Source organism: Nocardia sp. NPDC057668, from assembly GCF_042799795.1.
Classification (GTDB): Bacteria; Actinomycetota; Actinomycetes; order Mycobacteriales; family Mycobacteriaceae; genus Nocardia.
In genome coordinates this window covers 1,470,185-1,492,532 of the sequence record NZ_JBHVIC010000001.1, presented here as the reverse complement: position 1 = coordinate 1,492,532, position 22,348 = coordinate 1,470,185, and the positions used below count along the sequence as shown (strand labels likewise).

The following is a 22,348-nucleotide window of genomic DNA, read 5'->3' as shown; positions in this document are numbered from 1 at the left end:
GGGGTGGGCGCGAATCGCGTAAATTCTGGAACAGGTTTCAGTTTTCTGGTTCAGGAGTTGCGTATGTCCGAAGTCGACCCAGCGTTCGTGCTCGTCGAGAAGCCGCGACCGGGCATTGCGCTGGTCACCCTCAATCGTCCCGACCGCATGAACGCCATGGCCTTCGACGTCATGGTGCCGCTGCGCGAAACCCTCGAGGCCGTGGCCGCGGACAACGAGGTGCGGGTGGTGGTGCTCACCGGCGCCGGGCACGGCTTCTGCTCGGGCGCGGATCTGCAGCACGCGGGCCGGGTCCCGGGGGTGGAGGGCCTGACCAAGACCTCGGTCGCCCGCCGGTCCATGGATCTGCTCAACAACGTCATGCTCACCATTCGGCGCATGCATCAGCCGGTCATCAGCGCCATCAACGGCGCGGCCATCGGCGGCGGCTTCTGCCTGGCGGTCGGGACCGATGTGCGGATCGCGGCCGAGGACGCGTACTTCCGTGCCGCGGGCATCAACAATGGGCTGACCTCGGCCGAACTGGGCATCAGCTATCTGCTGCCGCGCGTGGTCGGCACCACGCGGGCCTTCGAGATCATGCTCACCGGGCGGGACGTGGACGCCGCCGAGGCCGAGCGCATCGGCCTGGTGTCGCGGGTCGTGCCCGCGGACAAACTGCTGGAGAGCTGCTACGACACCGCGGAGCAGATGATCCGCTGGAGTCGGGTCGGCACCGAGCTGACCAAACGCATGCTGTGGAGCGGGCTGGAGGCGAGCAGTTTCGAATCGCATATGCAGCACGAGGGCACCGCGCAGCTGTACGTCCGCCTGACCACCGAGAATTTCGACGAGGCCATTCGCGCTCGGCGCGACCGCCGTCCACCGGTCTTCGAGGACTGAAGTCGGCCCGCCCGGGTCTTCCCGGCGTGCGACGGCTAGATCTCTACCGTCCGGTATGGATTTCGGCCCAGGACGCGCCGGGATACGGATTCGGCCGACGGCCGGTCCCGGGGTGCGGATCCGGGCTAGGAAGCCTGATCTTTCGCGGGGTAGAGCGCCCCGGCCAATCTCGGCACCGATAGCTCGCGCTGCCAGTCCCGCGCGCCGCCCGCGAGCAGGAAGTCGTCGATGAGCACCGGCGCGTCGCCGTTGGCGGCGGTGCGCGGCAGCCCGTCCCAGCACATGCGGCGCAGCAGGTCCGGGGTGAGCAGGTTCTCGACCGGCACGGAAACCTCGGTGGACAGTTCGGTCATGGCCGCGCGGGCGCGCTGCAACCGGGCGGCGGCGGCGGGGTCGCGGCGTTCCCAGCGATTGACCGGCGGCGGCCCGTCGAACGGCTGGGTCAGCGGCGGCAGCTCGTTGTCCGGCAGGGCCCGGGCGCGCTCGACCGCGCCGAGCCATTCGCGCGAGTAGCGGCGCTGACGCGGGCCGCCGTACACCGGCAGCGCGCGCAGCTGTGCGATCGACTTGGGTTCGCTGGTGGCCGCGGCCACGATGGCCGAATCGGGCAGTATGCGGGCGGGGGCGACGTCGCGGGACCGCGCGAGCCGATCGCGGGTGGTCCACAGTTCGCGCACGATGCCCAGTTGCCGGGTGCGGCGCAGGGTGTGGATGCCCGAGGTGCGCCGCCAGCGATCCGATTTCGGCGCGGACGGTTCGGCCAGTCGCACGTGTTCGAATTCCTGTGCCGCCCAGTCGGTCTTGCCCTGTTCCGCCAGTTCGGCGGCGACCGCGTCGCGCAGTTCCAGCAGCAACTCCACGTCGAGGGCGGCGTAGTTGAGCCATTCGTCGGGCAGCGGGCGCGTGGACCAGTCGGCCGCGCCGTGTCCCTTGCGCAGTTCGCGCCCGAGGAGCCGTTCCACCATGGCCGCGAGTCCGACGCGTTCGTAGCCGGCGAGCCGGCCGCCGAGTTCGGTGTCGAACAGCCGCGCCGGGTACAGCCCGAGTTCGGCCAGTCCCGGTAGATCCTGGTCGGCCGAGTGCAGCACCCATTCGAGCCCGTTGATGGCCTCGGCCAGCGGGGTCAGGTCGCCGTCCACGGGAATGGGGTCGATGAGGAAGGAGCCCGCTCCGGCGCGTCGCAGCTGGATCAGATAGGCGCGATTGGAGTAGCGGAAGCCGGACGCGCGTTCGGCGTCGACGGCCAGCGGGCCGGTGCCGGCGGCCAGCCGGGCGGCGGCCGCGGCGATGTCGGAGGCAGTGTCCAGTACCGGTGGTACACCGTCCGCGGGCGCGAGCAAGGGGACCGCTGCGGTGGCTTCGGGCTCTTCTGGTACGGACATGGTCTTGAACTCTACGTGTAGGACAGGGGCGGCCTGCGTCACGTCGAGTAAACGTCGGACCGCGACACGGCGCCGGGCTGTTCGGAATCGTAGTTGCCCGGCGCCGATTTGGTTGCGGTACACGTGTTCCCGAGCGCGCCACGCCGAGGGGCCGGCGCGGGCGCGTTCAGTTCGTGTCGTCGCCGGGCCGGACGTCCAGCGCCGTGACCCCGGCGGGCGGGAGCCCGGCGGCGTAGGCGAGCACCTCGGCGAAGGCTTCCACGTGCGGGCGCATCTCGGTGTCGCCGACCGTCCAGGAGGCGCGGACCTCGAGCTGATGCGCGCGTGGCGGCCCGGCGATGTCGCCGTAGCGCACCGAACTGGTCGCGGTGACCGTGCCGCCGAGGGCGGTGAACGGTGTCCGTGACTCGAGCGCGTCCACCAGCCAGCTCCACGCCACCTCGGGCAGCAGCGGGTCGGCCGCGAGCGCGGAGTCGATGTCGGCCTGGAGGTAGGCGACCAGCCGGAACACGCCGTGCCAGGCTTCCTGCCCGTCCGGGTCGTGCAGCAGGATCAGCCGCCCGAAGGCGTCACCGTCGGAGTCCACCGGGACCACGTTGGTGTCCGGGCGGGTCACCTCGGCGCCCAGGGCGTAGGAGTAGGGGGCCAGGCGCTGCGGCGGCCGGATCGGAGCTAGCTCGATCCTTGGATGCACGGTTGCGGTTCCCATCGCATCGACCGCGGCGCGGAACCCTGTGGGTTCTTCTGGCTCCGGGGTCGGTGCGGCGCCGTCGCGGAAGTCGAGCGGTGTCACGTATGAGGACGGTAGACCTCTCGGGTGCGGTGTAGTGAGAGGCGCGCCGCCGGGGGCATTTACGATGGGCTGCGATGAGCACTCACAGCCGCCGCCACTTGCCCGATGCCCCCCTTCTCGTCGCCGCGTCCGGTGGCGTCCCGCATCGGCGTCCGGTGTGGTTCATGCGCCAGGCCGGACGTTCGCTGCCGGAGTACCGCGAACTCCGCAAGGGCGTGGGCATGCTCGAGTCCTGCTTCGATCCGGAGCTGGTGTGCGAGATCACCATGCAGCCGATCCGCCGCCACGATGTGGACGCGGCAATCCTGTTCTCCGACATCGTGGTTCCGCTCAAGGCCGCGGGCATCGATCTGGACATCGTGGCCGGCGTCGGCCCGGTGGTGGCCAACCCGGTGCGGACCGTCGCCGATGTGCGCGCGCTGCCGCGTCTGCGCGCGGAGGAGGTCGGCGCGGTGACCGCGGGTATCGGCCTGCTGCTGGACGCGCTGGATCAGACCCCGCTCATCGGTTTCGCCGGTGCGCCGTTCACCCTGGCCTCGTACCTGGTCGAGGGCGGCCCGAGCAAGAACCACGAGCGCACCAAGGCCATGATGCTCGGCGATCCGGAGACCTGGCATCAGCTGCTGGGCGTGCTCACCGACATCACCATCGAGTTCCTGCAGGCGCAGATCGCGGCCGGCGTGGACGCGGTGCAGCTGTTCGACTCCTGGGCGGGCGCGCTGACCCTGGCCCAGTATCGCGAGTTCGTGATGCCGCATTCGGAGCGCGTGTTCGCCGAGGTCGCGTCGGCGGGCATCCCCCGCATCCACTTCGGCGTCGGCACCGGCGAGCTGCTCGGCGCGATGGGTGAGGCGGGCGCGGACGTGGTCGGCGTCGACTGGCGCGTCCCGCTGACGGACGCGGTCCGCCGCGTCGGCCCCGGAAAAGCCTTGCAGGGCAACCTCGATCCGGCCGTCCTGTTCGCCGGCCCGGAGGCCATCGAGTCCGAGGTGCGCCGGATCGCGCACGAGGCCGACGAGGCGATCGCGCTGGGCGCGACCGGCCACATCTTCAACCTCGGTCACGGCGTGCTGCCGAACACCGACCCCGAGGTCATCACCGCGGCGGTGAAGCTGGTCCACAGCCTGCCTTCGCCGCTCTGACAACGTCTTTCGCAACCCGCCACGACGCGGTCACCACCCCGCCGGGGTGACCGCGCCGTGCCGGTGCAGGTGGCCGAGCGCCGGCCGGTTGCGCTGGGCGTCGCGCTGCAGCACGCGCAGTGCGAGGCGCTCCACCACCTGCGGCAGGGTCAGTCCCAGATCCGCCGCGCGCGCGGCCGCCAGCTCCAGGACCAGTTCGGGATCGGCCGGGTCCGGATCGCTCAGGACCTCGTCCAGCACCATTCCGCTGATGGCGGCCTGCCGCGACAGCCGGCGCTCGGGCAGCCAGCTCAGGACCCAGTCGCCCTCGGATGCGGCTACGTGCCAGGCGATTTCGGGCGTGATGTCGCTGGTGACCAGCCCTGGCGAGAATGTGAGTGCCATCTGCGAAGCGCCTCCTTGCGTGCCCGGGCCTCGCTGCGCGGCCCTGATACCATCATGCGTTGCGCTGCCACGTGGTGATAGAAACTAAGCACAAAGTTCCCGGGTCGATGCACACCCAAACATTCTTATCTAAGCTCTTGAGATGAACGTAGTTGTGCGGTAACAGCACTCGGTCAACCGGAATCGTTCTGCCCGGCTTCAGGCCCGGTGTCACGCGCCCGCGGGCATCGCCGCAGGTCACGAGTTACCGGTGAGTTTCGACGTGCGGATGATATTTAGATGCTTAGACTCTGTCCCAGCGTGGCACTGGACGCATCATGCACACGACACGAATGGGAGAAGCGCTATGTCCGACTCGCCCGCGGGTGAGGAGCAGATCGGCCAGGTGATCCGCCGGTTACGCAAGGAACGCGGCCTCACCCAGGCGGATCTCGCGGCCGGGGTGGGCCGTTCCCGCAGTCTCATCCAGCAGATCGAGAACGGCACCCGCATCCCCCCGCAGGACGTGCGCGAGCACCTGAGTTCGCTACTGGGCGAGGCGCTCTCGGCCCCCGACACCGAGGACGCGGACCGGGCGTCCAATGATCTGCGCATGCAGTTCAACGTGCTGCTCGGCAAGGATCCCGACGCTGTCGCCCGCGGCATGGCCATCGCCCAGAACCTCATCGACGCCGCCGCCATCCCCGAGCAGTACTTCCCGCTGCGCGAGATCGCGGAGCGCCAGCTCGAGCAGGCCGAAGAGGTGCTGGTGCAGGTGCCCTCGGGCAATGCGCAGGTGCGCGAATGGAATACGGTGCACGACTGGCTCACCGTGCTGCGCTGCGCCCGCACGTCGGTGCGCGCCATCCACACCGCGGACCTGGGCACCATCACCGGCGACGTGGGCGACGAGTATCTGGAGGAGATCCTGCGCCTGGCCCGGACCGGCGTCTCGGTGCGCCGCCTGTACGTGGTCGACGCCATCGAGGACGTGTTCGCCTACGGCATCGGCCTGTGGCGCCAGGCCCGGGCGGGCGTGGACGCGGGCCTGGTGGATCGCCGCTTCGCCCCGAACGCGCCCAGCATGCTCGTGGTGGACAACGGCTACGTGGTGCGTGGTGATTACGACTTCTCCCGCCGCGAACGCACAGCGACTCGCTTCTCCACGCTCAAGCACGACATCCAGTTCGCCATCCGCGGCTTCGACAAGCTCGACAGCTTCCGCACCACCGGAAAACTGGTGGAGATCAACAACATCGTCCGGCAACCCGAACTGGCCGACTATCAGCACCTGGACGAGAAGGGTCAGGGCCTGTTCCGCGCGGCCCTGCGCCGGGCCTGGGAGCAGGCCGGTTCGGACTCCGAGACAGGTGGTGGCGGCCGGTGATCGAACCCACGGCCGCACTGTCCGCTGTGGATCCTCTCGCCGCCGAGTTCTCCGGCGCCCGCCCCCGGTTCCCGGGCGCCGATCGCCGCGCGTACCAGGGTGTCATCGACGCCTACCACGGTGAGACCGGCCTGCCGCTGGACCCGCGCGCCGCGCAGGCCCTCGACACCGCGTGGCACGAGGTGCGGACCGGAACCCAGGGCGCGGACTACCGGGACCGCGATCTCTACGACAAGCATCAGCCGCTGATCCTGCGAAATCTGGCGGCGGACCGCCTCTTTCAGCGCCTGCGCGCCCCCGGCGGTGACCTACCCGGGGTGCGGGTGGATCCCGGCGAGGTGATCGTCTGCCCGTACTCGAGCACGGTGCTGCTGGAGGAGGCGGTGGCGACGCTCGCCCGCCCCGGCGGGGTCCTGGTGTGTCCCGAGGGCTACTACAAGAACGCCGAGTCGCACGTTGCGAAATACGGCATGCGGTTGGTGTCGAGCCCGTCGACCGCCGACGACCGCTTCGCCATCGACCCCGATGCCCTGGCCCGCTGTTTAGAACAGCATGCGCGCCAGGGAAATCTGTGCGGGGTCCTGCTGACCCTGCCCGGCAACCCGGTCCTGACCGAGTACACGGTGGAGGAGCTGACCGCGATCGGCCGCGTCCTGACCGCGTCCCGCGTCCCCGTGATCTGCGATATGTCCTTCGATCTGCTGAGCGCCGCCCACGTCCCGATCGCGGCCCTGACCGTCCCGACCCCCGGCGGCCCGGTCCGCCTGTACGACCGGGTCCTGACGATCACCGGAAACTCCAAGGCGTTCAACGCCTTCGGCCCCTGCAAGCTCGGCGCGGCCTGCACGGGTGACAGCGCGTGGCTGGCCCGAATCGAGGCGCGCTTGCGGGTGTCGTTCCAGCGCGAGAGCACCCACCTGACCCGCGCGGTGCTCGAACACACCACCCCCGAGTACCTCGCCGCGAACCGGGATCGCCTGCGCCGCCGGGTGGAACACGCTCGCGACCTCGTGGCGGGCATCAACGTCAGGGCCGGATCGACCGTGCTGCGCCCGCTCGGCAGCTCCGACGGCATGTTCCTGACCGTGGAATTCGCGCCCGGGCCGCAGCTTTCGGCCCGGGCGCGCACGAGCGCGGAGCTGGAACGGCTGCTGCTGACCGAGGCCGGAATCGAATGCGTTGCCTTGGATCGCACCGGTTCGTCCCGCCTGGGCGTGCGGTTCAATGTGGTCGCGCCCCGTCTGGGTCCCGGCTTGGAGTCGCCGGCGCTGCTGGACGAGCTGTTCGATCGCCTCGAAGGTCTGCTCCAGCGGGTAGGGGCCGTGCCCGTGCGCGGAAATGCGGTGCCGGAGCACCGGATTCCCGTGCTCGCCTCATGATCGTCGGGGTACCCCGGGAGACAGCGGCACGCGAGTCGAGGGTGGCCCTGACGCCGCCGGACGTGCGCACCCTGGCGGGCAGCGGCATCCGGGTGGTGGTGGAGCTCGGTGCGGGGGAGTCGGCCGGTTTCTCGGACGCGGCCTACGCGGCCGCGGGCGCCTTCCCGGCGTCCTGCCCCGAGCGGGTGTTCGACGGCTGCGATGTCGTGGCCTGGGTGAAACCGCCCGCCTACGAACTGTCTTCGATGCCGCTGCGTTCGGGCCACGTGCTGCTGGGCTTCCAGGATCCGGTGCGCCGCCGCGACCCCATCGACCGGCTGCGCGCCCGGGGAGTGGAATCGGTTGCGTTCGAGCTGATCTCGGATCCGCTGGGCCGGGATCCGCTGTCCGCCATGAGCGGCATCGCCGGGGCGGTCGCGTATCGGGAGGGCCGGGCGCTGGCTCGCGACGCACTCGGCGCGCGGCTCACCACGGTGGTGGTGGGCTGCGGCCACGCGGGTCTGGCGGGAATCGCCGAGGCGGCGCGCCACGGTGATCGGACGGTGGCCGTGGGCTCGCGCCTACACCGGGGCCCGGCCGCCATCGAGCGCGGCGCCGACGAATTCCAGCTGGCGGCAAGCCCGGAGTCTCTCGATCACCTGCTGGCGCGGATCTCGCCGGACCTGATTCTCACGGCGGCCGGCAGGGGGACGCTCGCCCCGTTGCTCCTGACCCACCGGACGCTCGGCCGGCTGCGTCCCGGCACGGTTGTGGTCGACCTCGCCGGGAAGGCGGGCGGAAACTGCGCCGCTACGTACTGTGATGACACCTATACGCTCGCCAATGGTGTTGTCATCAGTCATCGGTCGAACTATCCGGCCGACCTTCCTCATGTTGCCAGCCGAGCTTTCGGGGCTGCATCGGTTCGGATTCTGCTCCGCCTGGATGAATTCCGTTCCGTTGGGGAGTTTTCGCGTTCGGAAGAGAATTCTGATCGGTATGATTGTGTGAAAATGGTTGTATCACAATCGAATTGAGCTATTCCCGGTTGCTATTGGGGAGTAGAATGGGGGTATGAATTCGGGAAGGGAATCCGCCATCGCGCAGAGTGCACAAGCATTCGCTGCCGCGGTGGAAGGGCTTCTCGAATCTCCCCTGTATTCGTTGTCCGATGACGAGGTCATCGAGATCATGCAGGACATCGAAATCGGCTTCCGCAAGCTCGAAGTGGCGAAGCAGCGTTTCGCTCTCGAATGTGGTGCGCGGGGGCTGTCCTCTCGGGCCGGGATCAAGAGCCTGATCGTGTTCCTGCAACAAACGCTGCGGATCTCGCATTTCGATGCCGCTGCCCGGGTGCGGAACGCGGACCGGCTCTCGGCCGTGTCCGAAGGGTCGGTTCAGCGGCCGCCGGTGTTCCCGCACATCGCCGCCGCTCAACGCGCCGGGGAGATCTCCGCCGACCATGTGCAAGCGATCGTGAAGGTCCTGGACCGGATCCCCGCCAGCGTGGAACCGACATTGAAGGAACTCGCTGAACGCTCCCTGACCGACTACGCGCGCACCGGCGACCCCAAGGGTGTGACCACACTCGGAGTGCGGGTACTGGCATACACCGACCCCGACGGGGTGTTGACCGAGGACAACGACCGCCAGCGGATGCGCGGGATCTGCATCGGCCGCCAGCGCGCGGATGGAATGTTCCCGATCTCGGGTTTGCTGACTCCGGAGTTGGGTGCGGTGTTCCTGCCGATGTTCGCCAAGTTCGCCCGGCCCGGCATGTGTAATCCCGATGACCCGGAAAGCCCGCACACCACCGCGGAACTCGGGATCGACACCGAGTCCGAAGCCGATGACAGTGACGCCGATGCTGCCACCGTCACCGCGCGTGCAGTGTTGCGGGCTGCTGCCAAGCGTGATCACCGCTCCGAAGCGCAACGCAATCACGATGCGCTGCTTCGGTTCCTGCACCCCGACATGGGACCCACCAAGCTCGGCTACCACCGCGGCCTGCCGGTCTCGACCGTGGTGACCATGCGCCTGACGGACCTCGAGCAGCGGACCGGGCTCGCTACCACGAACACCGGGGGCACGCTCTCGATCACCGAAGCGATCACGTTGGCCGCGCGTTCGACCCCGTACCTGGTGATCGTGGATGCCAACGGCCGTCCCCTGCACCTCTCCCGTGGTCAACGCCTGGCATCGGTAGAGCAGCGCCTGGCACTCACCGCGGTCGAGCGCGGGTGCACCCGCCCCGGGTGCGACGCCCCCGCCACCCGCTCAGCGGTCCATCACATCACCGAGTGGGCTGATGGCGGCGACACGGACATCGAGAACCTGACCTTCGCGTGCGATGCCTGCCACGCACAGATCAACACCGGCCCGAACGGCTGGAAAACGATCACCATGCCCGATGATTCGGAGCATCCGGGCAAAACCGGGTGGATACCACCACCACACATCGACCCAGCTCGCAGACCACGCGTGAATTTCAGTCATCACCCGCGTGTGCCGAGTCCTTCGGGGATTCCGGGTATCCCGGCGCGGCGACTCTGCTAGAGCGCTGCCCTACAGCCGGAACCCAAACCCCAAGAGCCAAGAGACAAAGAGCGGCATCGGTGTTCACTCCAGTGGCCGACGTAGCCGAGACCCGCACGCACCCTTCGCGTTCCGGCGGGGTTCGGGAGAACAAGCAAGAGCAACGAGGCAGTGCTGGTCACTTCGCCTGCCGTACCCGACCTCGGCTCCCCAGCCGGGAGCGCTTTCACCCTTCCAGCGTGGCTGGATGACTGTGGAACCTTCTCGAGCTTTACAAACACAAGACCCGTCATCGCTGAATACTGGTACTGCCTTAAGGGTGATTGTGGTGAGCGGTAATCGATTCGAGGGTTGCTTGTACCCCCGCCGGTGGTGGATCCCTTTTATCGGCCCGGTAGGGCTGGTATCGCCGTCGAGGCTCCGAACCGGTCCCCGCTGCTACTCCGTTATCCAGGCTGCTTTGCCCCGGGAGGGCTGGAACCGTAGTCGAGGCTCTCAACCGGTCCCCGCTGCTACTCCGTTATCCAGGCTGTTTTGCCCCGGGAGGGCTGGAACCGCAGCCCGACTCTCCCCAACCGCACTCCGCTGGTTCTCGTTATCCAGGCTGCTCTCCCTGCGGGGGCTGGGACCGCAGCGAGACCCCCGACCGATCCCCGCTGGTTCTCGCTATCCAGTCGTCTGTCAACGCAACCAGCCCCCAACGCGCCGATACCCCGAAAACCTGGCAACGCATCCATAAATCCCGACCCCGTCTATCGGCCCGGCAGCCACGGCCCCCGCAGAACCCCTCCCCACCGGCACCCGGGTTCCCGCCGCAAAGCCCCAACGTCATCGCCCACGCCCCCTCCGATCCCCCCACCCCCTCCCGGAGTAGTTTCGACCTGACCCCACCCCACCAAGGAGCCCCCCGATGCGCATAGCGATAGTCGGCAGCGGAATCAGCGGCCTGACAGCCGCCCACCGCCTCCGCAAAACCCTGGGCCCCACCCCAGAGCTACTGCTCATCGAACAACGGGACCGCATAGGCGGAATCCTCTACACGACCCCCCTGGCAGGCGATCCGATAGATCTAGGCGCTGAAGCCTTCGTGGGCCGCCGCCCGGAAATTCCAACCCTGATGCGCGAGCTGGGCATCGAGGATCAACTCGTCTACCCCGCGGGCCGCCGCCCCCTGGTCTGGTCCGCAGGCAGCACACACCCTCTCCCCGCTGCCACTCTCATGGGCATCCCCGCTACCGCTGAATCGGTCTCCGGCCTGGTGGACGCCGACACTCTGACTCGCATTTCCGAAGAACCGAATCGCCCCCTGACCTGGCAGCCCGGCACGGATATCTCGGTAGGCGCACTGGTGGCGGATCGCTTCGGCGAACAGGTGGTGCGCCGCAGTGTGGACCCCCTACTCGGCGGCGTCTACGCGGGCACGGCCGATTCGATCGGTGTGCGAGCCGCGCTCCCCACCCTGGCCGCTGCCCTGGACGCAGGCGCGCAGAGTCTCACGCAAGCTGTCGCCGATGCCCTGCCCCCGCCCTCCACCGCTCCGGTCTTCGGCGGTATTCGAGATGGCTATGGCGTGCTGTTGGAGGCGCTGCGAGCGGCTGCCGACGCGAAGGTCGAAACTCACACCGAGGCAATAAATCTCACTCGCGCTCCCACCGGCTGGCACCTGGATCCGGTGGGCGCGGTGGATGCGGTGATTCTCGCTACTCCCGCTCCAGTGACCGCTGCCTTCCTGCGCACGATTGCCCCCGAAGCAGCCGAATTGGCCGGCGCTATTCAGCTGTCCTCGTCTGCGGTCGTGGCACTGGCTCTCCCGCGTGAAACCGCTCTGCCCGATAATTCCGGCATTCTGGTCGCTACCGATGAATCGTTGAGCGCCAAGGCTTTCACGCTCTCCAGTCGCAAATGGCCACACTTGGCCGAGCGCGATGTAGCCCTGGTCCGCGCGTCCTTCGGCCGCTTCGGCGATGACACCGCACTGTCCCGCTCGGATGCCGAGTTGATCGCCGCTGCCGTTGCCGATCTCACCACTGTCACCGGTGTCGAGATCGAACCCGTGAGCACGGTGGTGCAGCGCTGGCCCGGCGGTCTCCCGCAGTACGCTCCCGGTCACACGGATCGCATAGCCGAACTCCGCACGGCGACAGCCGGACTCGATCGTCTGGCGCTGGCCGGTTCCTATTTGAACGGCGTAGGCGTACCGGCCTGTGCGGCTTCCGGCGCTGCGGCCGCCGATCGCATTGCGGCTCAACTGAGCTGACGCCGGCGCCTTCGGAGTCGGACACGGAGACGGCTGTGACGATCGTGCCAGCGGGCCGGGCTCGATGCGGTCGCTCGGTTCTCGCCGATGCGGTGGCTCGGGAACTTCTCGGCCCGGGGCCGCCGGATGCGTGTGCGGCTCTCTCGCTGCCCCCGTGCTTGCCCTCGTCGTCCGGCTGTCCGGCCGGACGACGCGCGGCCCGCAGATCCGACATCCACTGCTCGATTGTGCTGCGATCGTCCCCGGTCGGCTGATTCTCGAGCGCATCATGGGCCGGATGCGGTTGATCCGCACTCGACCGGCCGCGCGGTTACGTCAGATCCGACGTATCGGTGTTCGCGCCACACAGCACCACGGCGATTCGCTCACCGGCCGCGGGTCGATACGCTCCCGACAGCAGTCCCGCCAGAGCTGTCCCCGCCGCATGCTCGACCGCGAGTCGGTAGTCGGCCCACAGTGCACGCCGCGCTGCGATGATCTGCTCATCGGTCACCAGTATCGATCGCACATCGGCCACACTCGCCGCCGCGAGAGCCATGTCCGATGTCCGTTGTGCGCCCAGTGAGTCCGCTGCCACCGAATCGACGGTGACGTCCACCGGATGTCCCGCTGCCAGCCCGGCATTGAAGGCTCGGCAGTTCTCCGGTTCGACCGCGATCACGCGAATGCCGTGGTGCGCCGCTGCCGTGGCCACTCCGGTCAGTAATCCGCCACCGCCGACCGCGATCACGATCGTGTCGAGATCCGGTACCTGATCGACGATTTCGTCCAGCAGTGTCCCCGCTCCCGCTGCGATGTACGGGTCGTCGTACGCGTGCGAGCGCAGTGCGCCCGATGCCGCGGCGTAGCGCTCGCATTCGCCCGCTGCCTCGGCGTACGAATCGCCGCCGGTGAGTACCTGTGCTCCGAGTTCGCGCAGTCGCGCGACTTTCACGGCCGGTGCGGTGGCGGGCAGGAAGACGGTTGCGGCGGAATCGACCTTGTGTGCCGCCCACGCGCACGCTACGCCCGCGTTGCCGCCCGAGGCGATGGTCACGCCGGTGCGGGGCAGTGTGCCCGATTCGCGATGCGCGAGTGTGAAGTTCACCGCGCCGCGGGCTTTGAAGCTGCCCGCGTGCTGCAGATGCTCGAGTGCGAGCCAGACCTGGCAGGTGCTGTCGCCGGTGGGAATGCCGCCCGGGTCCATGGGTGCGAGCAGGACCGGGCGGATGTGGCCGGCGATGCGATCAGCGGCTGCTTTCACGTCGGCGTAGGTCGGTTGCACTGCGTTTCCTTCGCGGGTCGGTCGGGATAAGCGGTCGGGGAGATGCGGTTCCGTTGTGCGGGCACACGACTGGCTCCGGACCGATGCACTGGATAGTTACACTGTAACTTACGCTGGTTGCATGCCCAGGACGTCGAAGTCGCTCGAAGAGGCAACGCCGGAAGCCATTGCCCGCGCGGGTTTGGCGATCATCGATGCGCGCGGGGCCGCGCAGCTCAGTTTCCGGTCCATCGCGACCTATCTGCACGTGTCGCACACCACGGTCGTGCGCCGCGGTGGCGGTGATTTCTCGGGGCTGCTGGATCTGATCGCCGATCATCTGGCCGAGGAATTGCCGGAGATCGATCGCACGATGGGTTCCTGGGATGCGCGCACCGAACAACGCTTCGCGGCCTGGTACGAGTTGCTCGCCGCGCGTCCCGGTCTGGTGCTGCTGCGCGGTACGCGCCCGCTGCTGGGTCCCCGGCTGCTCGCACGCCTGTCCGAACCGCAATTGGCCGATAATCTTTCAATCGGCCTGCCCATGCCCGCGGCGTTGCGCGCCTATCGCCAGATGTACCTGTACACGCTCGGCTGCGCGGCGCTGGTGGAGTTGCACGATGCGAAAGCCGTTCGGCTGCGCACGCGTTCCGCGCTGGCGGCGCTGGATCCGGAGGAATTCCCCCTGCTCTCGGGCAATCTGGACGGGGTGATGGACGCGATCACCGATGAGTCGGTGTTTCGCGATGGTCTGCGCAGGCTCATCGAGTCCTGGGCGGCTCAGGCCTGCTGATCCGGCGGTGAACGTGCGTGTGCCGTCCCGCGATATCAGGCAGTATCGCGGGAATGGCGGATGGCGGGCAGGAGAGGCGAATGGTGTCCGGGATGGGAACGCTCGAACGGCCGGCGCGCTGGGATGTGCTGCGTGATCGCACGGTGTGGACGGTGGCCACCCTGAGTTTTCCGCTGGTCTTCGCCGCGCTGTCGGTGGTGCTGGTGACGTGCGAGGTGATCGCGCGGCGCGCCGGGGTCGACGCGGGGCTGGTCACTCTGATTCAGCCCGGGCTGCTGCTGGGATCCGCCGCGCTGGCGGGGCTGCTGTACTGGCTCGGCGGTCCCGCGATGCGGGGTCTGGCCGTGGCGCTGGCCGTGGACGCGGTGCTGCTCGCACAGTGGGTGCTGTTCGAATGACGGCGCCGAGCTCTCCCTCCTGGTTCGGCCCCGCTGGTTTCCTGAGTGCGATCGTGGCGTTCGAGCTGTACTGGCGCAATGCCGAACATCTGGGCGTGCCGTTCAGCGTGGATCCGATCTGGCTGCTCTGTCAGATCGGAATTCCGTTCGTGCTCATGATCTTCCGCGGGCTGCCCCGGCAGATCGGCTTCGGTCTGCTGATCGGCTGGCTCGGGCATCTGCTGGTGATCGGCCTGCTCATGGCGGCCGGCGGTATTCTGGCCTTCGCCCCGGTCACGACCGCGCCGCCGTTCCTGCTGGCGCTGGTGGCGGTGGTGCCGATGCTGGTGCTGGCCGCCGTCTGCTTCGGATGGGACCGCCGCCGACGGCGCTGACTCGCGATGGCACGATGGGGGCATGGCGCGACTCGATTACAAAGCCCTCAACGACACCATCCGCTACCTCATGTTCTCGGTGTTCCAGGTGGAGCCCGGTGTGCTGGGGGATGATCGGACGGCCGCGATCAAGGAGGCGCGCGAGTTCTTCGATTCGCTCGAGGATCGCGGTGTGGTGGTGCGCGGTCTCTACGATGTCGCGGGCATGCGCGCCGATGCCGATTTCATGATCTGGTGGCATGCGGAAAAGATCGAGGAGATTCAGGCCGCGTACGCCGATTTCCGCCGGGTCACCGAGCTGGGCCAGGCCAGCAATCCGGTGTGGAGCAATGCCGCGCTGCACCGTCCCGCCGAGTTCAACAAGAGTCACGTGCCGGCGTTCCTGGCGGGCGAGGAGCCGGGCAATTACATCTGCGTGTACCCGTTCGTGCGGTCCTACGAGTGGTACCTGCTCCCCGATGAGGAGCGGCGCAAGATGCTCGCCGATCACGGCAAGGCCGCGCGCGGCTACCCCGATGTGCGCGCCAATACCGTGGCGTCGTTCGCCCTCGGTGATTACGAGTGGCTGCTGGCCTTCGAGGCGCCGGAGTTGCACCGCATCGTGGATCTGATGCGCGATCTGCGCGCGACCGAGGCTCGCCTGCACGTGCGCGAGGAGATTCCCTTCTTCACCGGCCCCCGCGTGGAGGTCGAGCAGCTCATCGCGTCCCTGCCGTGAATTAGCCCACACTCCCGCCACTTCCGCGTCCCGGCCGTAGATTTCGGCCGGGCCGCCCCCTTTTCCCGGGTCGCCGCCCCGTAGCTCGACGGTGCCCGAAAAATTCGGGGCATGCGCACCCCCGCATACGAGCCGTATTCTGCTGCCGGACTCGATCTCCCCGCGACGACGTCGGCCGCGGCAGGGCCGGCTACCGAGGGGTGCCGCCGCGGGGAGATCGAGCGGTGGACGGCCCACCCGTTCAGTGCGGAATAACCCCCGCGGGCCGCGGAGCGCTCCGCCCGCCCAGATGCGCTTCGATGACCCGCACGACTTCGTGCATCTCCTCGGTCTCGACCAGCGCCGGCAGATATTCCACTGTTTCCGCCAGCGCGGGCAGATCCACCGCCAAATACATTGCCATCAGCGGGTTCACGAACAGCTCGGTGCCGCCGGTGCGATCGGTGGCGTGCACGTTCCCGAATTCCCCGCGTATGGCCCCGGCGATCTGCGAATGAACGATGCTGGGCCGCAAGGGCGTAGTGGCCAGCGCGTGTTCGACCGCGTCGCAATAGGCCGCCCCTTCGGCGCTGTCCGGTGAAATCGACAGCGCGCCGAGAAACGCGTTCCGCCGCTGGAGTGCTGCGAGATTCTCCAGGACATGCGCGTGACACACGCCGTGATAGGCGTCGATTCCGAATCCGATCGACACCACCAACCGGTTGAGGCCGTCGAGTCCCGCGGTGGCCGCGAGACTGGTCATGTCCTCGTGCGGGGTTCCCAGCGTCGCTTCGTCGCCGCGCAGCAGAATGTCCGTACCGCCGTCGATGAGCACGAGGGCGTCCGCGCCGAGGTGCTCGATGAGCGCGCGGTAGGCCGAACGCAACGGTCGCACGCCCGATTTCGGGAATGCGTACACGAGGGCCTCGCGCCCGGTGCCGGCCAGCCAGCGCGCGAGGGTCCGCTCGGGGAAGTAGTCGTCATTACCGGCGGTCTCCGGGGTGACCGCGGCGACGCCGGGCGCCAGCCAGTCCTCGAGCGGAGTGTGCCGTAGATCGCTGAACGACAGGTTCGCCAGGTGCACCCGCTTGCCCTGGGCCGAGAGCGCGATCGCCAGCGGCAGCCCGCCGTAGACGTCGAAGCCGCCGCCCGCTCCGGCGATGAGGATCGTGGACGCGTCCCGTAGCCGGGTGAACAGGGGTGGCTCGGCCAGACGGAACATACTCACCTCGCCATCATGCGTGGGAAAAGCGGTTGCTGCCAGGGGATTTCGCCGGAGTGGGTGGTGGCCCCCATGAATTGGGGGCAGTGCTGATCCTTCCGAATGGGGACATCGAACCTTAGGTTCGGACCGTCACCGGTGCGCGGTGGCCGATGTCGGTGAGGGTGAGGCGGATCCATTGGGCGAGTTCGGCGATTCGGAATTCGGGGCGGTTGTGCCCGCGCCGGAATTGGTGGAGCGATTGCGACGCCACTTCAGCACCATCACCGGATCCGAACTCGGGCCCGATGACGACTATTTCGCGCTCGGGCTCGTGAATTCGCTGCGCGCGATGGAAATCGTCGCCTACCTCGAGCGCACCTTCGAATTCGAGGTCGATATCGAGGATCTCGACCTCGCCAATTTCCGGACCGTGCACCGGGCCGCCGCGTTCATCGCCCGCAAGTGCGCGGCGGGCGTGGCGACGAACGGCGTCCGGTGACCGATCTCGGCGCGCTGCTGCTGGCAGCCGAGACCGATGCCGCGGCCTGGGATCGCGCCGGGCTGCCGGGCGAGGTCATCATGACCGCCGCCGCCTCCGGCCTGCTCGGCCTGGATCGGCCCGGCCGCTTCGGCGGCGGTGACGCGGATGCGCTCGAACTGGGTCGCACCGCGGCGCGGCTCGGCGCGGTGTGCACGTCGCTGCGCTCGCTGTTCACCGTGCAGACCATGGTCGCGGCCACCGTGGATCGCTGGGGCACCCCCGCGCAGCGGGAGACTTGGCTGCCCGCGCTGACCGCCGGCGATGCCATCGCCGGTCTCGCGGCCACAGAGTTGGGCGCGGGCAGTGATCTGTCCGGTGTGCGAACGACTTTCACCGGCGACGGCGAGCTCCTGCGGGTCTCCGGGCGCAAGCTGTGGGTCACCTTCGGCGCGGTCGCCGATGTGCTGCTGGTGCTCGGCAACGCGCCCGACGGTCCGGTCGCGGCCCTGGTGCGCACCGATCAGCCCGGTGTCACGGTGGAGCCGGTGGCCGATCAACTCGGGCTGCGCGGTGCGCGAGTGGCCCACATCGACCTCGCCGATGTGGCGGTCCCGGCCGATCACCTGCTCGCGCGCCCCGGCTTCGGTCGCTCCCACGTGATCGGCACGGCCCTGGATCACGGCCGTTTCACCATCGCCTGGGGCTGTCTGGGCATGGCCGAAGCCTGCCTCGCCGATGCGAGCGCACACGCGCGCGAGCGCACCCAGGGCGCTACCCGCCTCGCCGATCACCAGGCGGTGCGCGCCATGCTGGGCCGCAGCTGGGTGGATATCGAAGGGGCGCGGGCGCTGTGCGAACGCGCCGCCGATCAGCGCCGTACCCGCGAGCCCGCGGCCCTGCTGTCCACGATCGCCGCGAAGTACGCCGCCGCTGCCGCCGCGGCGACGGTGAGCGAGCGCACCGTGCAGATTCTGGGCGCGGCCGGGTGCGCCCCGGATGCCCGCGCGGGCAGGTTCTTCCGGGACGCCAAGATCATGCAGATCATCGAGGGCGCGCGCGAGATCGCCGAACAGGACATCGGCGAGTTCGTGCTGCGCCGCGCCGAACCGCTCACCAACGGACTCCCGCGATGACCGCCGCCACGCCGATCACGCTCGGCCCGGCCGCCCTGGTCTTCCCGGAAACCACCTGTGCGGTAGCCGATCTGGCCGAGCTGGAGCTGCTGCCCGAACAGCGCCGCGCCCACGCGCTCGCCCTCGGCATCGACCGGATCCCTTGCGCGCCGGACAGTTCCGAACTCGATCTCGCCGCCGAGGCCGCGTCGGCCGCGCTGACCCGATCCGGTCTCCCCGCCGCCGAACTCGATGTCCTGCTGCTCGTGGGCGGCCGCGCCCCGCAATACCTGCTCGCCTCCGAGGCCACCCGCCTGCAACACGGCCTCGGTGCGACCCGCGCCTTTGTGACCAGCGTCGGCGACCTGGGCTGCGTGTCGATCTCGGCCGCCTTCACCGTGGCCGCGGCGCTGCTGCGCGGCAGCGATCAGGTCCGCACGGTGCTCGTGGTCACCGCCGCGAAAGCACCGACTCCCGCCCGCTATCGGGCGCCCATGACCCTGCTCGGCGATGGCGGCGGCGCGGTGCTGCTGACGAAGGACACTCCCGCGGGCCGCTACGAACTGACCGACCACCTGGTGCACAGCGACGGCCGCTACGCCGACCTGTTCCGCATCGACTATCGCGACGTCCCCGTTCGCGACTGGACCGAGGACTGCGCCGACGAGGCCACCTACAGCTTCCGCCTCGCGGTCGAGAGCCGCAAACGCTTCGAGGCCATGAACGCCGAGGTGCTGGCCCGCAACGGCCTGCAACTGTTCGACATCGAATCCGTGCTGATGCAGAACCTTTCGGCCGGCGCCTTCGCGTTCTGGGAGGAAGCCCTCGGGGTGCGCATCGACCGGGCCTGCCGGGACAACCTGGCCCGGTACGGCCACCTCGGCTCCCTGGACGTGCTGGTCAATCTGGAACTCGCCGCCGCGCAACAGCATCCGGGCGATTACGCGCTGCTGATGAACAGCAGTCCGGTCGCCGCCTGGAGCACCACCCTGCTGCGCCGCCTGCCCGACTCGATCACCGGAGGAACCCCGCTGTGACCGCCGTTGTGAAATGCCTCGTCTGGGATCTGGACGACACCGTATGGGACGGGGTGGTCCTCGAGCGGGACGCGGGGGAGCCGCGGCCCGAGGTGCGCGCGGCACTCCGGGCGCTCGACGACCGCGGCATCGTGCACGCGGTGGCCAGCCGCGGTGAAAGCGGTCCCGCCACGGCGCATTTGCGCGCGCACGGGCTGGCGGAACTGTTCACGGTGCTGGAGATCGGCTGGAACGCCAAGTCCGAGGCCGTGCGCCGGATCGCCGAAACCCTGAACATCGGCCTGGACGCGATCGCGTTCGTGGACAACGATCCGGTCGAACGCGCCGAGGTCGCCGCGGCGCTGCCGCAGGTCCGCTGCTACGACGCGGACGAGGTGTCCGGCCTGCCGGACCGGCCCGAGTTCACCCCGGGGGTGGTGACCGAGGATGCCCGGCGGCGGCGCGAACGCTATCGCGCCGAGCTGGATCGGCGCGATACCGAGGCCGCCTTCACCGGTTCGGACGCCGACTTCCTCGCCTCGCTCGGCCTGGTGCTGACCGTGCGCCGCGCCACTCCCGCCGATCTGGACCGCGCGCACGAACTCACCGTGCGCACGAATCAGCTCAACACCACCGGCCGCACCTTCGACGCGGCCGAACTGCGCGAGCTGATCGATTCCGGCACGCACGAGGTGCTGGTGGCCGCCCTGCGCGACCGTTTCGGCTCCTACGGCACCGTCGGCCTGGCCGTCACCGAGTTCCGCGACGGTGATTCGGTGCTCCTGCTGCTGCTCATGTCGTGCCGGGTGATGTCGCGCGGGGTCGGCGGCGCGCTGCTGGCCCACCTGATCGACCGGGCCCGGACGCGCGGGCACCGCTGCGTCGCGGAGTTCACCCCGACCCCGGTGAACCGAATCATGCTGGTGACACTGCGATTCGCCGGATTCAGCCCGGTCGAGTCGCCCACCGATCAGGTGCTGCTCGTGCACGAGCCGACCGCGACCGCGCCGAGCACCGCCCACGTTCTGCTGCGCAGCCCCGATTCCGCAGTGCGCCCGGGCGATTTCGCCACCGCGCTGCTCGGCCAATTCACCCGCGTTCCCGATCGCGTCGCCGTGCGGGTCGGCGACCACACGCTGACCTACCGCGAATTGGACACCGCCACTGCGGCTCTCGCCGCCCGCCTGACCGGCGCGGGCGTGCGCCCCGGCCGAATCGTCCTCTGCTATTTCCGCCAGAGCCCGAACACCGTCGTCGCCATGCTCGCGGCCCTGCGCGCGGGCGCGGCCTGGTGCGTGATCGAACCCGGGCATCCGGAATCCGCGCTGCGCACGCTGCTGGACGACATCGACTGCGGCGCGGTGATTTACGACCCGGCCGAACCCGGCACCTCCCCGGACGAGATGGCGGCGCTGTTCGCCGGGCGCCGGCCCGCCCTGCTCGCGGTCGGCGGACAGACCCCCGTCGCCGATCTCCCCGGCCCGCAACCGCCCGGTGCGCCCATCTACGTGCTGACCACCTCCGGCTCCACCGGCACGCCCAAGGCCGTGGTGGTCAGTCACGCGAACGTGGCCGCCATGCTCGCCGGCCGTGAATACCCCCACCGCGACGGCGAACTCGTCACCCTGTCCACCTGGCGGCTGACCGCCGACGGCGCGCTGATCCTGAGCCTGTGGGCGCTGACCCGGGGCGGCACCGCCGTCTTCCCCGCCTATCGCGAGCTACCCGACGCGGCCGCGGTCGGCGCGCTCATCCGGTCGGCGGGGGTCACGCACCTGTCCGCGACCCCGTCGTTCTATCGACTCCTGCTGCCGCACCTGGCGGTCGACGCCGCGCCCGAACTGGTCTCGATAGCGGGTGAGGCGTTCCCGCCGCCGCTGGCCGCCCGGCATCGCGAGGCGCTGCCCGAGGCCGTCCTGCTCAACGAGTACGGCCCGACCGAGGCCACGGTGAGCTGCCTCTGGCACACCGTCCTCGCCGGGACCGATCCCGAGACCGTGCCGATCGGCACCCCCGTACCGGGCTCGTCCGCCTATGTTCTGGGCCCCCAACTGATTCGGCTCGCGCCCGGTGAGATCGGCGATCTCTACATCGGCGGCGATCAGATCACCGACGGCTACGCCGCCCGCCCCGCGCTCACCGCGGGCCGCTATGTGGCCGACCCCTTCACCGAGGATCCGGGCGCGCGGATGTACCGCACCGGCGATCTCGCCCGCGTGGACGAGCGGGGAGAGATCGAGTTCCTCGGGCGCGACGACGCCCAGATCAAGATTCGCGGGGCGCGGGTGGAGCGCCACGCGGTGGAGGCGGTCATCGAAACCCATCCCGCCGTCCGGCACGCGGTCGTGCTGGATGTGGCCGATGCGGACGGCATCACCGAGCTGTTCGCCTTCGTTGTCCCACGGGATGTTTCGAGCCGGCTGGACACCGTCGAGCTGACCCGGTTCTGCGCCGGGCAGCTGGTGCCCATGGCGGTGCCGAGCCGTTTCCTGCCCATCGACACCCTGCCCATCGCCGCCGCCGGAAAGCTCGACGAGGCGGCCCTGCGGGCCCGGGCCCGCCGGCGCGCCGCGGGCGCCGCCGTCTCGCGGGCGGGCTGGCGCGAGCGCGAGCGCGAACTCGCCGAACTCTGGGAGCTGGTCCTCGAGCACGGCGAATTCGACCGGGACGACTCGTTCTTCGAACTGGGCGGCAATTCCCACCGGGTCGTGTTCCTGCACCTGCAGCTCGAACAACGCTGGCCGGGCGCGCTGCGCGTGGGACGGCTCTTCGATCTGCGCACCATCACCGAACAGGCCGAGGCCATCGACGCCGCCCGCACCGGGCCGGCCGATCCGCCCGGCCCCGATCACCCCGGATCCACAGGCGATTCCGCGCTCGCGCCCACCGGCGCGGTCACCACCGCGGCGTTCGAGCTGTGATCCGGCAGGA

The 22,348-nt window shown here is 69.2% G+C and carries 20 protein-coding genes; 15 read left to right on the top strand and 5 right to left on the bottom strand.

Annotation, left to right across the window (positions count from 1 at the left end):
* The first annotated feature begins 63 nt into the window (after nucleotides 1–63).
* Nucleotides 64–882 (top strand): enoyl-CoA hydratase, encoded by an 819-nt coding sequence (locus ACFVBH_RS06830; protein WP_379000453.1) that lies wholly within the window; start codon nucleotides 64–66, stop codon nucleotides 880–882.
* A 125-nt stretch (nucleotides 883–1,007) separates the two neighbouring features.
* Here ACFVBH_RS06830 and ACFVBH_RS06825 read toward each other — a convergent pair whose 3' ends face one another.
* Together ACFVBH_RS06825 and ACFVBH_RS06820 are read right to left on the bottom strand one after the other, a co-directional pair.
* Entirely contained in the window at nucleotides 1,008–2,264 is a 1,257-nt protein-coding gene (locus ACFVBH_RS06825) for an HRDC domain-containing protein (protein WP_379000450.1), read from the bottom strand.
* 166 nt (nucleotides 2,265–2,430) lie between these two features.
* Nucleotides 2,431–3,057 (bottom strand): DUF3000 domain-containing protein, encoded by a 627-nt coding sequence (locus ACFVBH_RS06820; protein WP_379000448.1) that lies wholly within the window; start codon nucleotides 3,055–3,057, stop codon nucleotides 2,431–2,433.
* A gap of 74 nt (nucleotides 3,058–3,131) precedes the next feature.
* Between ACFVBH_RS06820 and hemE the strand changes: the two genes are divergently transcribed.
* The gene (gene hemE, locus ACFVBH_RS06815) at nucleotides 3,132–4,199 is read left to right on the top strand and encodes a uroporphyrinogen decarboxylase (protein WP_354984222.1); all 1,068 of its coding nucleotides are present in this window, start codon (nucleotides 3,132–3,134) and stop codon (nucleotides 4,197–4,199) included.
* Between the two features lie 30 nt (nucleotides 4,200–4,229).
* Here the strand turns inward: hemE and ACFVBH_RS06810 are convergent, their stop codons facing one another.
* On the bottom strand, nucleotides 4,230–4,583 hold the full coding sequence (locus tag ACFVBH_RS06810) for a hypothetical protein (RefSeq protein ID WP_354984221.1): 354 nt from the start codon (nucleotides 4,581–4,583) through the stop codon (nucleotides 4,230–4,232).
* A gap of 346 nt (nucleotides 4,584–4,929) precedes the next feature.
* Between ACFVBH_RS06810 and ACFVBH_RS06805 the strand changes: the two genes are divergently transcribed.
* From ACFVBH_RS06805 to ACFVBH_RS06785, 5 genes are all read left to right on the top strand, one after another.
* Nucleotides 4,930–5,949, top strand: coding sequence for a multiprotein-bridging factor 1 family protein (locus ACFVBH_RS06805; protein ID WP_379000445.1), 1,020 nt, complete (start codon nucleotides 4,930–4,932; stop codon nucleotides 5,947–5,949).
* Complete coding sequence (locus ACFVBH_RS06800) at nucleotides 5,946–7,328, top strand: pyridoxal phosphate-dependent aminotransferase (protein ID WP_379000443.1); 1,383 nt, start codon at nucleotides 5,946–5,948, stop codon at nucleotides 7,326–7,328. Before ACFVBH_RS06805 ends, ACFVBH_RS06800 begins: the two co-directional genes overlap by 4 nt.
* Nucleotides 7,325–8,344, top strand: a complete 1,020-nt coding sequence (locus ACFVBH_RS06795) for a hypothetical protein (RefSeq protein WP_379000440.1) — start codon at nucleotides 7,325–7,327, stop codon at nucleotides 8,342–8,344. The genes ACFVBH_RS06800 and ACFVBH_RS06795 overlap by 4 nt, the downstream gene beginning before the upstream one ends.
* 37 nt (nucleotides 8,345–8,381) lie before the next feature.
* Nucleotides 8,382–9,863: a DUF222 domain-containing protein gene (locus tag ACFVBH_RS06790; protein WP_379000438.1), complete on the top strand. Its 1,482-nt coding sequence runs from the start codon at nucleotides 8,382–8,384 to the stop codon at nucleotides 9,861–9,863.
* An 889-nt stretch (nucleotides 9,864–10,752) separates the two neighbouring features.
* Nucleotides 10,753–12,099 (top strand): protoporphyrinogen oxidase, encoded by a 1,347-nt coding sequence (locus tag ACFVBH_RS06785; RefSeq protein WP_379000436.1) that lies wholly within the window; start codon nucleotides 10,753–10,755, stop codon nucleotides 12,097–12,099.
* Between the two features lie 310 nt (nucleotides 12,100–12,409).
* Here ACFVBH_RS06785 and ACFVBH_RS06780 read toward each other — a convergent pair whose 3' ends face one another.
* On the bottom strand, nucleotides 12,410–13,363 hold the full coding sequence (locus ACFVBH_RS06780) for a threonine/serine dehydratase (protein ID WP_354984215.1): 954 nt from the start codon (nucleotides 13,361–13,363) through the stop codon (nucleotides 12,410–12,412).
* Between the two features lie 121 nt (nucleotides 13,364–13,484).
* Here ACFVBH_RS06780 and ACFVBH_RS06775 point away from each other — a divergent pair, with 121 nt between their 5' ends.
* The 4 genes from ACFVBH_RS06775 to hemQ all read left to right on the top strand — a co-directional run bounded on the left by ACFVBH_RS06775 (nucleotide 13,485) and on the right by hemQ (nucleotide 15,625).
* Nucleotides 13,485–14,135, top strand: coding sequence for a TetR/AcrR family transcriptional regulator C-terminal domain-containing protein (locus ACFVBH_RS06775; protein ID WP_379000434.1), 651 nt, complete (start codon nucleotides 13,485–13,487; stop codon nucleotides 14,133–14,135).
* A gap of 92 nt (nucleotides 14,136–14,227) precedes the next feature.
* The gene (locus tag ACFVBH_RS06770) at nucleotides 14,228–14,533 is read left to right on the top strand and encodes a hypothetical protein (RefSeq protein ID WP_379000432.1); all 306 of its coding nucleotides are present in this window, start codon (nucleotides 14,228–14,230) and stop codon (nucleotides 14,531–14,533) included.
* A 53-nt stretch (nucleotides 14,534–14,586) separates the two neighbouring features.
* The gene (locus tag ACFVBH_RS06765) at nucleotides 14,587–14,907 is read left to right on the top strand and encodes a hypothetical protein (RefSeq protein WP_354984212.1); all 321 of its coding nucleotides are present in this window, start codon (nucleotides 14,587–14,589) and stop codon (nucleotides 14,905–14,907) included.
* Between the two features lie 22 nt (nucleotides 14,908–14,929).
* Nucleotides 14,930–15,625 carry a hydrogen peroxide-dependent heme synthase gene (hemQ, locus tag ACFVBH_RS06760; protein ID WP_354984211.1) on the top strand — a complete coding sequence of 232 codons (696 nt, stop codon included), beginning with the start codon at nucleotides 14,930–14,932 and terminating at the stop codon, nucleotides 15,623–15,625.
* A gap of 241 nt (nucleotides 15,626–15,866) precedes the next feature.
* Here the strand turns inward: hemQ and ACFVBH_RS06755 are convergent, their stop codons facing one another.
* Nucleotides 15,867–16,826: a DUF1152 domain-containing protein gene (locus tag ACFVBH_RS06755; protein ID WP_379001620.1), complete on the bottom strand. Its 960-nt coding sequence runs from the start codon at nucleotides 16,824–16,826 to the stop codon at nucleotides 15,867–15,869.
* A 145-nt stretch (nucleotides 16,827–16,971) separates the two neighbouring features.
* Here ACFVBH_RS06755 and ACFVBH_RS06750 point away from each other — a divergent pair, with 145 nt between their 5' ends.
* Genes ACFVBH_RS06750 through ACFVBH_RS06735 form a run of 4 tightly spaced genes read left to right on the top strand, consistent with a single transcriptional unit; the run spans nucleotide 16,972 to nucleotide 22,338 of the window.
* Nucleotides 16,972–17,307, top strand: a complete 336-nt coding sequence (locus ACFVBH_RS06750) for an acyl carrier protein (protein WP_379000429.1) — start codon at nucleotides 16,972–16,974, stop codon at nucleotides 17,305–17,307.
* Nucleotides 17,304–18,422, top strand: a complete 1,119-nt coding sequence (locus ACFVBH_RS06745; RefSeq protein WP_379000427.1) for an acyl-CoA dehydrogenase family protein — start codon at nucleotides 17,304–17,306, stop codon at nucleotides 18,420–18,422. The genes ACFVBH_RS06750 and ACFVBH_RS06745 overlap by 4 nt, the downstream gene beginning before the upstream one ends.
* On the top strand, nucleotides 18,419–19,438 hold the full coding sequence (locus ACFVBH_RS06740; protein ID WP_379000424.1) for a 3-oxoacyl-ACP synthase: 1,020 nt from the start codon (nucleotides 18,419–18,421) through the stop codon (nucleotides 19,436–19,438). The genes ACFVBH_RS06745 and ACFVBH_RS06740 overlap by 4 nt, the downstream gene beginning before the upstream one ends.
* A complete protein-coding gene (locus ACFVBH_RS06735; protein ID WP_379000422.1) occupies nucleotides 19,435–22,338 on the top strand; it encodes an amino acid adenylation domain-containing protein in 2,904 nt (967 codons plus the stop codon). The genes ACFVBH_RS06740 and ACFVBH_RS06735 overlap by 4 nt, the downstream gene beginning before the upstream one ends.
* The last annotated feature ends 10 nt before the right edge of the window (nucleotides 22,339–22,348 follow it).